A 14,171-nucleotide genomic window follows, 5' to 3' on the forward strand; every position below is an offset into this window, starting at 1 on the left:
TTCTTTAACCGAACAAACCTTCAATTCCTGTTACAGGCATAAAACACCTCCTCAGATCGCGTCTGTCCTGTTCTCGATCTCCTGCTTCACCGCGGCAACAAATTCTTCTATTGACCTGGTACCGGCATCTCCCTTACCCTGGCGGCGGATCGCCACTTTCCGCTCGTTCACCTCTTTTTCACCCAGCACCAGCATGTACGGCACTTTCATCAGTTCCGTATCACGGATCTTCTTACCGATCTTTTCATTGCGGTCATCAATTTCGGCGCGGATGCCGGCACTGCGCAGCGCCTTATACACTTCTTTTGTATAGTCTGAAAACTTATCGCTGATCGGCAGGATCTTTACCTGTACCGGGGCCAGCCATACCGGGAACTTGCCCGCATAATGTTCCAGCAGGAAGCCGATGAACCGCTCATGGGTTCCCAGCGGTGCCCGGTGAATGATCAGGGGCACATCATGTCCGTTATCCGCAGTAGTATACTGCAGGTTAAACCTTCTGCCCTGCGCAAAATCCACCTGGTTCGTGGCCAGCGTAAATTCACGCCCGATGGCACTCCAGATCTGTACATCGATCTTGGGGCCATAAAAAGCCCCTTCGCCTTTGACTTCCACAAAAGGGATATTGGATTCAACTAAAACATCCCGTACAAGCGCTTCTGTTTCCAGCCACAGTTCAGGTTCATTAATGTATTTCTGTCCCAGTTTTTCCGGGTCGTGTAACGATAAACGCATTACGTACCGGTCGATACCGAAGATCTTGAAATACTTCAGGTACATATCATTTACAGCCCTGAATTCCTGCGCAAACTGTTCTTTGCTGCAATAGATATGCGCATCATTCATATGCAGACAGCGCACACGCATCAATCCGAACAGCTCACCGCTTTGCTCATACCGGTAGCAGGTTCCGTATTCTGCCAGGCGTAAAGGAAGATCCTTGTAGCTTTTTGGTTCCGCCGCAAATATTTTATGATGGTGCGGGCAATTCATCGACTTCAGGTAATATTTCTGCCCGTCCACCTCCATGGGAGGGTACATGCTGTCCTGGTAGTAGGGAAGATGCCCGCTGGTAAGGTACATACTCTCCTTGGCAATATGCGGGGTAACCACCCGTTTGTAATCTGCCGCCTCTTCGGTTTCCTTTGCCAGTTTTTCCAGTTCTTCTATAACGATGGTACCGTTCGGCAGCCACAAAGGCAATCCCTGACCCACATCATCATCCATGGTGAAAATACCCAGTTCCTTTCCCAGCTTGCGGTGATCACGCTTTTTGGCTTCTTCCAGCATCTGCAGGTATTCATCCAGTTCTTTCTGACTGGGAAAGCTGATACCATAAACCCGGGTCAGCATCTTATTTTTTTCATCCCCTTTCCAGTAAGCCCCGGCCACACTGGTAAGCTTTATGGCTTTAATGATACCGGTTGCCGGTATATGCGGCCCGCGGCAGAGGTCGGTAAAGTTCCCCTGTGTGTAGAAGGTGATGTTCCCGTCCTCCAGGTTATTCAGGAGGTCCAGTTTGTATTCGTCGCCCTTCTCAGTAAAATAGCTGATGGCTTCTGCTTTGGGGATTTCCTTCCGCACATAGGCATTATTCTGCCGCGCCAGTTCGTTCATCTTTTTTTCAAGGGCGCTCAGGTCCTCTTCCGAAAGTTTCCGGTCGCCCAGGTCCATATCATAATAGAAGCCTCCGGATTCCAGCGGGGGACCTACCCAGAATTTAACCCCGGGAAAAGCAGCTTCTACGGCCTCTGCCATAAGGTGGGCGGTAGAATGCCAGAAGGCTTTCTTCCCGTCCGTATCGCTCCAGGTCAGCAATACGAGCGTGCTGTCTTTGTCAATGGGACGCGTCGCATCCCAAACCTCACCGTTTACTGTTGCTGCAATTACCTTTCTTGCCAACCCCTCGGATATGGATTTCGCGATATCCAAAGCGGTTACTCCGGCCTCATAGGCACGGCTTGCCCCGTCGGGAAATGTTATATGGATCATATTCATTAAAATTCAATAAAATAAGGTTGCAAAATTAACAAAGAATCACCAGTACACAAAAGGCAATATCCCTTCTTCTGTTTTTGTCCGTTTTTCCTGCCGGATCAGGGAAATTTACCGCCCCCTGGTTGTTCTGGCATGATTTTGCCGGCTTTTTACTTGATAAATAGATCCAATATATAACGAAGACAACGGAACAACCGGGTCAGAGGAATATTCCCGGCAGTCACCGCCGGTGATCGATGCCCACTAAACATTCAAAATCCTAGAAGATGAAACAATTATTTTTTTCAGCGATGCTCCTGATTACAGGAAGTCAGATCGCAACCGCACAAACAGGCTGGAATATCGGAGACCGGGCCGCATTCGGACATAGCTGGACGGTGGGAAATACACCGGAAGGTGCCAAGCGGCAGTTCCACCCTACTTTTGAACTGGGCCGGGCGGCAACCTACAATTTCAGCGACCGGGCAGGCGTTGGCTTTGGTACTTATTTCAGCAGCCAGGGCGCCAGCTTTAAAGATGAGGATACGGATAACCGCCTTATCGCAGGAGCGAATTATATAAAGATCCCTGTTTTTGCCAGTTTTAATTTTGGCGATGCGGAACAGCGGGTTCGTCCGCGACTGACGATAGGGCCCTCCGTCCAATTCCTGGTGGGCGGTAAATCTTTTATCAAAACAGATGAGGATGCTTTTGCCGGGCGTTACACCACCAAAGCCATGAATACAAAAATAGATGTGGGCGGCAATGCTTCACTGGGTGTAAACATCCGCGTTTTTGACGGTTTTTATCTTAATCATGAGATCAACTATTATCACGGCTTTGTGGAGCAAAAGCCTAATAACAACAGTGAAACGCCTACGTTCACCAACAGGGGGCTGACCATGAGCCTGGGGATGCAGATCAACTCGGCAGCCATGAAAAAATGGAAAGGGAAAATGAAGATGCATCATAAAGGGCATGAGGACTAAGCCCCCTTCCCTGTTTATCATTAACTGAAGTGACCCGGCAACGGGAAACGGTATTGCGGCCGGTTATAGCTGACCTGGTTTCGCCCCCGTTTCCGGGGGCTTTTTCTGTGATAAACCTGCTATCTTAGCAAACAAATCTTCCAATATGTTAAAACATCTATTGCTGCTCCTGGTCTGCGGGATCACCTGCGGACGGACCCAGGCACAGGACCTGGAACTGCTTACTACAGGCACCAAGACCAATTTAAGAGGCCTGGATGCCTTTAAAAACACGATCTGGGCCAGTGGCAGCAATGGCTATACCGGCCGCTCCGCGGATAATGGCGCTACCTGGACCTGGCAACAGGTCAAGGGCTACGAAACAAACGATTTTCGTGATATCGCGGTACTGGATGAAAATACGGCCCTGATAATGGCCATCGGCAGTCCGGCCTATCTTTTAAAAACAACAGATGGTGGAAAAAGCTGGAAAAAGGTCTATGAAAACAAAGACTCCGCCATGTTTCTGGATGCCTTGTTCTTTGACGATCAAAAGACCGGTTATGTGATCGGGGATCCGGTGCATAATAAAATATTCATTGCCCAAACAAGGGACGGAGGCGACTCCTGGCAACCGGCAGCAGTATTTGCTTCAATACAGCCATTAGCTGGCGAAGCTTTTTTTGCAGCGAGCGGAAGCAACCTCACCAGCGCCGGCGGGCAGCTGATGCTGGTGAGCGGCGGAAATGCCTCGCGGCTTATCACCGGCAATACGACCGTTACGCTGCCCCTGATGCAGGGCAGCTCCAGCACCGGCGCCAATGGTATTGCGGCCTTTGGCCGGGCGCTGATGGTGGCCGGCGGCGATTTTCAGCAACCGGCACGGAAAGACAGTGTACTGGTCATCAGCAGGGATAACGGCAAGACCTTTGTGCAGCCCGTGACCGGTCCGGGCGGCTACCGTAGTGCAGTAGCAGCTTTAGATGATTCGGTCTGGATCACCTGCGGGCTGAATGGCGTGGATCTTTCTACCGACGGGGGGCAGAACTGGACACCGGTTTCGGCCGGCACTTTCAACTCCGTATTTATCAACAGAACAAAGAAGGTTGCTTTTCTTGCAGGGCCTGCCGGTACCGTCGGATCGATCCGGCTGCAGGGTCATCCATAAAAACAAGGCCCGGTTACCCGGGCCCGTCATCAAAACATAATCGAAAAATCGTAACTATTTTTTTATATCTTCAACGATCTCTTTGGTTTTATCTCCTACTTTTTGTGCACCCTTTTTAATAGCGTCACCGGTTTTATGAGCGGCATCTTTGGTGGCTTCTACTCCTTTCTCCACACCTGCTTTTGTTTTTTCAGCAGCTTTTTCAACGCCTTCTTTTGTTGCTTCAGCACCTTTTGATACACCTTCTTTGGTACGGTCCCAGGCGTTTTCAACCGCATTACCGGTCCGGTCGAAGAAGTTGCCGGTTTTATTTACATATTCACCTTCCTGCAGTGTTACCACTTTACCATCTTTCTTCACCTCTCCCGCAGGGGTAATAACAGTACCATTATCCAGCTTGATCTCCTTATCGGCAGCCACCCAGTTACCGTTCGTATACACAAATACCTTTCCTTCTTTAAGGATCACATCTCCGTCTACATACTGAACAGTAGGCGGCGGAGCTACTGTGGTATCAACAGTAACAACCGGAGCTCCGGAAGAATCAGGCGTAGTTTCCGCAGTTTGTGTTTCAGGATTATTACAGGCTGCAAAAGCAGCAACAACGAGGGTAAGTCCAAGTATTCTTTTCATAATTTTAAGTTGTTTTCAAAAGTGATATTCAATAGTAAACAAATACTCTGCCAAGAATCTGTAAAAGTTACGAAAAAGCCCGGTGTCAGATCCGGGCTTTTTAACGACATCAATAGTATTTAATAACCATCGCGCTGGCGTTGTTTTTTATCTACGATGGCACCCACGCCGGCACCGGTTGCAGCACCGATCACACCACCAACCACACCACCGCCCAAACGGTTCTTACGGTTTGCCACAGCTCCGATAATGGCACCGGATGCAGCACCTACTATCGCCCCTTTAGCGGTATGGCTCATGCCTTTTTTACGCTGGGGTGCAGGGGCGGGAGCTTCTGCTACCGTACCGGAAGATCCGGAAGAATAATCTCCGCCACCTCCGCTGCTATAGGTGCCGCGGCTGCTGCTGCTTGCACTGCTCCTGGAGCGCGAGGCCGAAGAAGAGCGGGCCGGGGCGGCCGGTGTTGTATTCTCTTCCAGCTGCTGCTCCTGTTGCAGGCGGTTGCGCACTTCATTTTCCATTTTCCATTTCTGGTACTCGGCCAGTCCCAATGTATCCTGCACGGAGATCGTACCGGCGCTGTCTTCCTTTTTCGTATTGCGACACGCAACTGCCAACAGCATAATTGCGATCACGGCGAAAGGTATTATTTTCTTAATCATAGTAATACGTTTTTAAAAGTCCGAATTAAAAATCTATTTTCAATATATATAAAACTGTGCCAAACTATTCTAATAAAGACCAAAAGCGCTCACGCTCAGCAACTTTCTCTGTAAAGACAGGCGGGTAAAGGCATAAGCGGCCTAATGCTCCGTTAATTCTTTGTTAACCGGGCAAAAAAAAAATCCGCTTCGGCAAGTACCGGAGCGGATCAGTAATAATATAAGATCTATATAATAGGATTTATTTTTCTTTCAGACGGCCTTAGGCGATCAGCTTTTCCTTACGCCTTTTTACCTGGTTTACCAAAGAGTCAAATGCGTTTTCAAAAGATTCTTCAAAAGATTTACTGGTGGTTTTTACAAAAAAACTATGTCGGGGCACTTGTACCCGGATCTCTACTATCTTATCCTTGATATTATGCACTATGTTATCTAGTTTCAGGTAGACATCCGTACCAATGATGCGATCGTGAAATGTAGCTAATTTGTCCATTTTACGGTTGATTACGTCAATCAACTTCCTGTCTGCGTTAAAATTAACTGTTTGAATGTTCACATTCATGATAGTTGAATTTAAAAGTGAATAATCGATATTTTTCTATGTCAAAGACCTAACGCTCTTTAGTCTAAAGTTAATTAAAAAAGATATCGGTTCCCAAAAAATAAATGCTAATTTTTAGGAGTGCAGGCCGGTTTTTTATGCACATTTTTAGCGGGCTTTGGGATGTGCGTTCCGGTAGACCTCTTTTAGTTTTTCTATGGAATTATGGGTATAGACCTGGGTGGCAGCAAGGCTCGCATGCCCCAGCAGCTCTTTTACGGCTTTTATCTCTGCGCCGTTATTCATAAGATGGGTTGCAAAGGTATGACGCAGCACGTGCGGGCTTTTTTTATCCAGGGTGGCAATCGCAGACAGGTATTTCTTTACCAGCAGGTAAGCATATTTCGGATAGAGTTTCCGTCCCTTTTCCGTTACCAGCAATTCTTCCGGCAGTTCGGTAAAATGTTTCCGCCGGAGCTGTAGATATTCCCGGACCGATGCCATGAGCCTGGTATCCAGGGGCAGCACCCGCTCCTTATTGCCCTTCCCCAGCACTTTTACCTGTTTACGGGACAGGTCCACCTGTGTTTCTTTAAGCTGGAGAAGCTCACTCAGCCGCATGCCGGTGCCATAAAACAGCTCGATAAGCATCTTGGCGTTCAGGCTTTTCCAGTCTTCCGTGGCGGTCTCGAGCGCCTGGGTAAGCGTCTTCATATCCTCCTCATTTACAAATGACGGAAGCCGTTTGCCTGCTTTTGGCGCAACGATTTTGAACATAGGGTTTTCCGCAACCGCACCGGTTTTGATCTGATATTTGAAAAAGGACTTAAGGGTAGAGATCTTCCGGTTGATGCTCCGGGGGGAAATCTCCTGCTCCATCAGGTGGGCCAGCCAGCTCCGGATAAAAGTGTAGGAGATCTCTTCGAGACGGATATCCCCATAGATCGCACTAAGAAAACTGGTAAACTCCTGCAGATCGGTTGTATAAGCTATGACTGTATGCTGAGAATACCGCTTCTCGAAGCGGAGGAAATTTACAAAGGCATCGATATGGGCTGACAATTGTCCGGACATAAAAAAACCTCAAGCTATGCTTGAGGTCACAATATTATATAAAATATCAACTATTTTATAATTCTATTTTTCCGCTGGCTATCTGCTGCTTGTAAATGGCCTTTAAACGCTGACCACGGCTCTTCACAGAAGGCTTTGTAAAGTGCTGGCGCTCACGCAATTGCAACAGCGTCTTTGACTTTTCAAACTTCTTCTTGTACTTCTTTAAAGCCTTATCAATGTTTTCGCAGTCTTTAGAATCAATAATTAACATAAATCTTTTATACCTCCTTTGGTAGTTTTTAAGGCTGCAAAGATAGGGCTTTTATGATAATTCTCCAATGGCAGCTGCCAAATTTTTTCAAGACCGTACCCAGGATTTGGACAGGTGCCGATTGTCCCGGAAATTTGATGCATGTTTACAGGAATTATCGAAGCGATGGGAACCGTGATTTCCCGGACAGAAAAAGGCAGCAATATCACTTTTTGGGTGGAAAGTCCGGTTTCTGCTGAATTAAAAACGGATCAAAGCATCAGTCATAACGGAGTATGTCTTACCGTTGAAGCTGTAGAGAACGGCCGGCACCAGGTAACGGCGATAGCCGAAACCCTGGAAGTAAGTAACCTGGCCAGCTGGCAAACCGGTACAATTGTAAACCTGGAGCGCTGTATGGTGATGAATGGCCGCCTCGACGGACATATTGTTCAGGGGCATGTAGACAGTATGGCAACCTGCATTGATATGATCTCTAAGGACGGAAGCACGGAATTCGTTTTTGAATTCGGGCGCAACTTCGCTCCTCTTGTTATTGAAAAAGGCTCGATCAGCCTGAATGGTATCAGCCTCACGGTTTTTAATGTAACGGAAACAACCTTTACAGTCGCCATCATCCCCTACACCATTACGCACACGAATATGCAGGCAGTAACAAAAGGAAGTATTGTGAACCTGGAATTTGACGTGATCGGGAAATACATACTGAAACAGACGCAACCGTTGACAGCTTTACCGGATCCGGTTGCGAAGTCTTAGGATTTTTTTTTCAAGAAAATGCCAGGATAAATAAGCAAGGGGAATACATACCGATAGCGTACAAAGAAAAAGCACGGGCGGACGGATCGTATTTTCAGACAGGTAGATCAGCATTTGCTGTACGGGGAAAGACAATACGTACAATCCATAAGTGATGTCTCCTTTTTTTGCAATAGCAGAAACGATCGTTTTCCTGCTACCGATCAGCAGGATCAGCAATGGCAATACAAATAAGGTTGACCAGACAGTATTACGTGTGAGATAATAAATAGCCGCTACGATCAGGATCCCGGTAACGGTATTGATCCGGTGAAGCGGAATTTTAAGAAAATAGACCAGTGCCCCGTTAAAAAAAAGTAAGAAGTACTGTGCCTCATACTTGTCAAGCCAGGGAATGTTCAGACCGCCCCATTTAAAAAAGTTGACCAGGTAGAGGATATTCAGTATAGCAACAAACAACATAAAGATCGTTGTACGGCTCCGTTGCACATAGAACAGCAGACACATTGCAAGGTAAACCCGTTCTTCGATGATCAATGTCCACAGCGAACCATTCACGCCGCTTTCTCCGGTATTGTGTTCAAACACGCCGGGTAAGTGGAACTGGATCCCGAAAACGGGCAGAATGGTCCTTAAATACATCCAGGAGTCCCGGTTTCTAAAGTAGTTCCCCACCCCTGTTTCTGTAAATAAGGGCCCTATCAGGAAAACGGTCAGAAGACAGACAACCGTTAATAACGGCTGAACCCGTAACATCCGTTTCCATATATAGTTCTTCAGCGAAACAGATGTTTCAACACTTCTGGCGATGAGAAAACCGCTTACCGTAAAAAAGATCCCCAGCATGATAACCGTCAGGTTGATCCGGTGCTGAAATAGCTGATCCAGGGCAACAGCATGCTGTTGTTTCAACAGATGATAGGAATGTAAATAGATCACCCCTACCGCGCCGGCTAATCTCAAAAAGTCAAAGGAATTGGAAAACCTGTTTTTGAATAGTTCCATTTACGCAAACTTAAGAAACGCCGCTTTATACCAGAGATCTTGCGGTTACCGCATTAAATACATCTTGCCATACCCCTTGTTGAAATACTTATCCGTATTGTCATCTTTTGCCCGGTATTTATCCAGCGACTTGCCATTCAGATTGGTGATTACACGGTAAAGATATACACCGTTTGCAAGCTTTTGCCCGTACTGATCGGTGCCATCCCACCTGAACTCAGTGATATTTCTTCCGATGCGGAGCGGCCCCAACTCTGCTTTTGTGATTTCCCGCACGATCTTCCCAGTGATGGTAAGGATCTGGATCCGTATATTCTGCGGCACTTCAGCACCGGTAAGCGTAAACACAAACGCCGTGGCGGTGGTAAAAGGATTGGGATAGTTCAGCATGTTCGAGATCATCGGCTTGTTGATCACCTGGAAGGCTACCCTATAGCGGATCTGCCCGGCTTCGTTGCCGCTCTGGTCCTTTGCAGTTACCAGCAGTTCATAATCTCCGTCATCCATATGCGGTTTAAAATTCATGGTGGCGGTATTATTTCCGTCCTGCCCGGCCGGAGTAAACCGCAGGGTATCTGTACCTACTTTGTAGTTATAGGTGATCTCTTTTGTTTTGTTGACCAGCTGTACCTGGATCAGATCCGGGTTGTCCAGCAGCAGCCATTTGGCATCATCGGTCAGTTTTATCAGGATATCCGGCTTACTGGAAACAATGTCTTTGTTAAGGATATGTGTTCCGTCAAATGTTACATCCATAAACGGACTGGATGAATCGCTGCGAACATAAATATTCTTATAGAAGAAATTATTGAAATGGTACTGTTCCGGCTGGTTATCGTCCGGGTTAATATCAAGGAACACGGTATTGTTCCCCGAATACTTTTGGGTGGCCAAAGGAATGTTCAGCTTTATGGTGTCACCCACAGCGAGCGCCTTTTGTTTTGGCACCGGAATAACGGTTTCAGCATTGTTCCGGTCCCGGATACTGAGCCGTACTGTCATGCTGTCAAAATTATAGTCACTTACATTCTTAAAAGCGATCCCCAGATTCAGCGGTTCGCCCGGATCCAGCGTATCCTTCGCTGAAAAATACAAATTAGGAGCCAATGCCCCTTCCGGTGCCGGCTGATAGAATGCTTTTATGTTTTTTGGCTGGTAGGGTGTAAAATGCGTGGTATCCTTCACATGTAGCATCACTTTCAAACCCGGGTACTGTTTTGCGTCAATCGACGACAAATCGATGGTCTTGTCTGCAGGCGAAAGATCCCGCAGCAGTGAGGTCTCATTCCCGTTTTTAGTAACACCAAAAATTTCAAGGCTGAAAATATCGGTGCCGGGGCTCTCAAGGCTTGCGCCATCCCAGGTCAACGTCTGCCATTTTTTTGCCGGTCCAAATAAAGGGGTCTGGTAGCTGCCTTCGTGCAGTATTGTTCTTACATCAACTGTTTCTGCAAGTTTATCTGTTTGAACGGATCCCATTACTTCTTTAAGCGGCCGGCCCGATCCTTTTTGCAGGAAGAGCAAAAACGGTGCATCTGTTTTGATATTATCCAGAATAGTAACGCCCTCTTTCTGCAACTTATGATACAGGGTATTGCCGGTACCGTAAACCGCCTCATCGGCCTTCCATTCGGAAGGCAGCACATTGGGAAGCATCGGGCTGTTCGTAATAACAATAAAATAGTTCTTCGGGATCGAATCCATAAAATCCATCACATTCTTTCGCTCCTGCGGGGTCCTGACCTTGAATTGAAAGAATGTCGGTATTGTGTTGCTCTGTGCGGGGATCGGTCTTACGCTCCCGTACTTACCTGAAGTACCCAGGTCCTCGTTGTTCCAGGTACGCATCATCCTGTTCTCAACCACATAAAAACGCAGTGTATAATTGTTGACATTTCCTGCACCGCTGGCAGGACTCAGCATCCATCGCTGGGCAGTAACCTCGTTGATACGCAGTTCCAGGTCGGAAGCTGCGTTTGCATTGGGAAAGAATCCCGTGCTCGTAAATATAGAAGATATGGTTGAATCGAAGTGAAACAAACGGTCCCCCGTTCCTGCTTTCAGCTGTGAAAGATTTAAATCCTGCAGCTGGTAATAATGCGACTGGCTGAATCCCGTCTGGTTCCCGTTTATATAGGTGAACGAAGCATAATTCCAGTGCGGCGTTTCTCCGGCTGCCGGTACATCTGCCACCCTCCAGTAATAAACTGTTTTATCTCTGAATGAGACCGATGGCTGAAACTCAACAATGCCTCCTGATGCTGTTTTTGTAGTAGTAACTTTTGCCGCCGAATTAAACAGCCTGGATGTATCAAGCTCCATAATGTATTGTTTCGACGCAGCAAACGGATCGGCTGTGGAAGCGGTAAACAGGAGATTCTGCTTATTGACGATCCCGTAATCATAGGGATAAACAGGCCGCAGCTCATCCTGATAAATGAAAATATCTTTGGTAATAGCGTTATTGCCTTTGTTCAGCTCTGGGATAAGGTTGTCCGGATCAATAGAAACCGTGACCTTATTCGCTCCTTTATCCCGTAAGGGATCTACAGGTATGGTAAAAGTAACAGAATCCGAAAACCGGATCGCAGAAAGTGTATCTCTTTTAAAAACCTCAGATGACTGATCGGGATAGGTGCGCTTCAGCTCTACAATTACTTTTTTACTGATCGCCTTTCCCAGGTTATGGATCGTTGCTTTGACAGTAAAATCTTTCTCGGCAACCGATATAAAGGCCGGTGTAATGCTCACTGATGCGTCCTCGATGGTATAATCCGGCTTATCAAACTGGTATAACCGTATAGCCGGATCGCCATTCAGTGTGTATTGCTCGCATTGTGCCCTTTGTAATAAAGGAGTTTCGCTTGATTCCTTAAATACCGCGGCAATGGTACTGGCCATCAGGGTACCGATCGATTGGCCATAGTCTTTTCCGGACATCAGCGTATACAACTTGGTGTTGTAAAAATCCAGTGTGGAAATATATCCTACACTGGTACCCGCCAGCATACCGATGCTTCCACCGTCCTTTGCCAGCAGGTATTTTTCTGAAATGGTTTCAGGTCTTCCCGGCCGGTTCACGTCATAACCGAAGATATCTCCAACATTACATCCCATCATATTAAACAGGGGATATTTTCCTGCATTGGAATAGTTCCCGGGATTTTCTAGATTATAATCGAGTGTAGTGGAAGAAGAGTGTCCGAAATAAGTAAGCATTCCGATACCACCGTTGATCAGGTTGCGGAGCCGGTCGTTGCTGGATCCCTGTGATTCCCCGGATGCGCTCTTTAAAAAATCGCTGACAGAAGCCCCATACAGGGTATCCGCTATGATCGCCTTCTGCTTTTCCAGTAAGCTGTAGAGCAAACTGCTGGTGGCATCATCACTGGCTCCTACAATATGAGCCACATTCTTCTTCCAGCTGCTTTCATTGATGCCCGGAGGTGTATTTGCCAGTTGCTGCTCGTATTGTTTTACTTTTTCCAGGTAAACGGCCACTTCATTCCCATTCAAAACAGACAGCCTTCCGATGGAGGTAAGCGGCTGAGAACTGCTGCCTTCCGCGCTCAGCAACACATCTGATGCAGGATACCCGAAAGTAGGTACCAGGTTAAGCTGCGCCAGTTGAGCTCCGAGTGCCCCGGACGGATAGGAACGGGAAACATAGTAAGAAACGCCTTTCCCTATCAGGAATGCTTCTTTAGGAGCTGCCGAAAACCGGGCCCTGGCAAACCTAAGGAAATTCCGGACACTCAGGGAATGATAGCTGATACCAAATGCAAACTGGTCGATGAGCTGATCCATCAGATAGATCTTTGCATTATACCCGCCTCCTGCAGCAGACGCCCGGTAATCGCGGTAATCATTTACAGGTTGCGACCCATTGCTGCCTGTGAGCAACGACCGGTCGGTGATCATCAGGTAATCCCCCTGGTTCTGGGTGGCGGCATAGTTTACAAATGTCCGTGGTTCCAGCGAAGGGACGGTTCTGATATTGGCAGCAGCCTGACTCACCAGCACCAGGTCCTGTGTCTGTCCCGCAGCAGGTAAGAATACTTTTAATAAAGAAGCATTGCCTGCATCCACATCATAGCGCCGGCCATTTGTCTGATCGTATAATACCGGAGCTCCGCCGGAAAAACTGAAACCGGATATCTCTAAGTAATACCCGGAGCTTCTGGCGGGCAGACTGAACCTGAAATTGGAAGCCCCGCCAAAATTGAATTTACGCGGATAGGTAAGCTTTACAGACATCAGCCGCATCCGGCTGGGAACCGAAGCCACATTTGTAACCGCAAAACTTTCCGAACCGCCGTTAAGAATCGTTGCCGGCATGGTTCTGGTCAGTGCCAAAAAATTATAGTTGGAAAAGGACTGATCAAATACCGAATTTCCGTTTATGGTAAACTGTACTTTACGGATAGCCACGTTATTTCCGGCTACATTCAGCTTAACGGAAACATCCGGTCCGCCTGCGCCGGTATAGGCATACAGGTTCCTCTGATAGCTCCGGGATCTTCCTTCGGCAATCTCTGTTGATGCCCATCCTTCCCCTTCCTCAAAAGAAGAGGTATACAGGGTTCCGATACCGGTTCCCTCGGCCCGGCCGAGGTGCATCTGTTCGCTGAAACTGGTATCTGCCTGATAAATAAAGTAAGGCTCTGCCGTAACACCGGGCGGCACAGGGTTGGCGGTTTGTACCATCCTTTTATTACCACCTGCCGGATTCACCGTTAAAAAATAAGCCGCAGAATCAGTAAAGAGACTTCTGGCATCAGAAAGCTGCTGGTCCGGAATCCTGTAAAGCGGGTTATCCGGCTTGCCGTCATTCATCTGTCCCCAGAACTCAATATACCCTCCGGTGCCCAATGCTCCGGTACCAACAGAAGTGTAAAGGGGCACTTCTTCCCCATTGTGCCATAACTGGAAATGTGCCGCATCCACTGATCCGAGGTTCACAGCCGCAAGCGTGGCTCCGGAGATGCGGTATATCCCGTTTGCTGCGACCTTGAATTTGTAATAGGTTTTGCTATAATCGATCCATTCATTATTGAATTGCTGCGCGCCGGCAATAAGTGAAAAGAACAGCAATCCTATAGTAAGCAGCTTTTTCATCAGTCTTTCACTT

At 47.5% G+C, this 14,171-nt stretch carries 11 protein-coding genes; 3 read left to right on the forward strand and 8 right to left on the reverse strand.

Annotation, left to right across the window (positions count from 1 at the left end):
• Positions 1-51: 51 nt before the first annotated feature.
• A complete protein-coding gene (thrS, locus tag K7B07_RS24505; RefSeq protein WP_223713182.1) occupies positions 52-1,992 on the reverse strand; it encodes a threonine--tRNA ligase in 1,941 nt (646 codons plus the stop codon).
• Between the two features lie 272 nt (positions 1,993-2,264).
• On the opposite strand from thrS, the gene K7B07_RS24510 reads away from it, so the two are divergent.
• Complete coding sequence (locus K7B07_RS24510) at positions 2,265-2,966, forward strand: outer membrane beta-barrel protein (protein ID WP_223713183.1); 702 nt, start codon at positions 2,265-2,267, stop codon at positions 2,964-2,966.
• Positions 2,967-3,111: 145 nt separating this feature from the next.
• Positions 3,112-4,113 carry a WD40/YVTN/BNR-like repeat-containing protein gene (locus K7B07_RS24515; RefSeq protein WP_223713184.1) on the forward strand — a complete coding sequence of 334 codons (1,002 nt, stop codon included), beginning with the start codon at positions 3,112-3,114 and terminating at the stop codon, positions 4,111-4,113.
• Positions 4,114-4,167: 54 nt separating this feature from the next.
• On the opposite strand, the gene K7B07_RS24520 is transcribed toward K7B07_RS24515, so the two are convergent.
• The 5 genes from K7B07_RS24520 to rpsU all read right to left on the reverse strand — a co-directional run bounded on the left by K7B07_RS24520 (position 4,168) and on the right by rpsU (position 7,276).
• Complete coding sequence (locus K7B07_RS24520) at positions 4,168-4,746, reverse strand: DUF6799 domain-containing protein (RefSeq protein WP_223713185.1); 579 nt, start codon at positions 4,744-4,746, stop codon at positions 4,168-4,170.
• A gap of 119 nt (positions 4,747-4,865) precedes the next feature.
• Positions 4,866-5,408, reverse strand: a complete 543-nt coding sequence (locus tag K7B07_RS24525) for a YMGG-like glycine zipper-containing protein (RefSeq protein ID WP_223713186.1) — start codon at positions 5,406-5,408, stop codon at positions 4,866-4,868.
• Positions 5,409-5,670: 262 nt separating this feature from the next.
• On the reverse strand, positions 5,671-5,970 hold the full coding sequence (locus K7B07_RS24530; RefSeq protein ID WP_223713187.1) for an HPF/RaiA family ribosome-associated protein: 300 nt from the start codon (positions 5,968-5,970) through the stop codon (positions 5,671-5,673).
• A gap of 147 nt (positions 5,971-6,117) precedes the next feature.
• The gene (locus K7B07_RS24535; protein WP_223713188.1) at positions 6,118-7,023 is read right to left on the reverse strand and encodes a tyrosine-type recombinase/integrase; all 906 of its coding nucleotides are present in this window, start codon (positions 7,021-7,023) and stop codon (positions 6,118-6,120) included.
• 55 nt (positions 7,024-7,078) lie between these two features.
• Positions 7,079-7,276 carry a 30S ribosomal protein S21 gene (gene rpsU, locus K7B07_RS24540; protein ID WP_018626743.1) on the reverse strand — a complete coding sequence of 66 codons (198 nt, stop codon included), beginning with the start codon at positions 7,274-7,276 and terminating at the stop codon, positions 7,079-7,081.
• 141 nt (positions 7,277-7,417) lie between these two features.
• Between rpsU and K7B07_RS24545 the strand changes: the two genes are divergently transcribed.
• The gene (locus K7B07_RS24545) at positions 7,418-8,035 is read left to right on the forward strand and encodes a riboflavin synthase (RefSeq protein WP_223713189.1); all 618 of its coding nucleotides are present in this window, start codon (positions 7,418-7,420) and stop codon (positions 8,033-8,035) included.
• Here the strand turns inward: K7B07_RS24545 and K7B07_RS24550 are convergent.
• A complete protein-coding gene (locus tag K7B07_RS24550) occupies positions 8,009-9,040 on the reverse strand; it encodes an acyltransferase family protein (RefSeq protein ID WP_223713190.1) in 1,032 nt (343 codons plus the stop codon). The genes K7B07_RS24545 and K7B07_RS24550 overlap by 27 nt on opposite strands.
• Before the next feature lie 45 nt (positions 9,041-9,085).
• Positions 9,086-14,158, reverse strand: coding sequence for a putative type IX secretion system sortase PorU2 (gene porU2 / locus K7B07_RS24555; protein ID WP_223713191.1), 5,073 nt, complete (start codon positions 14,156-14,158; stop codon positions 9,086-9,088).
• Positions 14,159-14,171 lie beyond the last annotated feature (13 nt).

The sequence above is a fragment of the Niabella beijingensis genome (assembly GCF_020034665.1).
Classification (GTDB): Bacteria; Bacteroidota; Bacteroidia; order Chitinophagales; family Chitinophagaceae; genus Niabella; species Niabella beijingensis.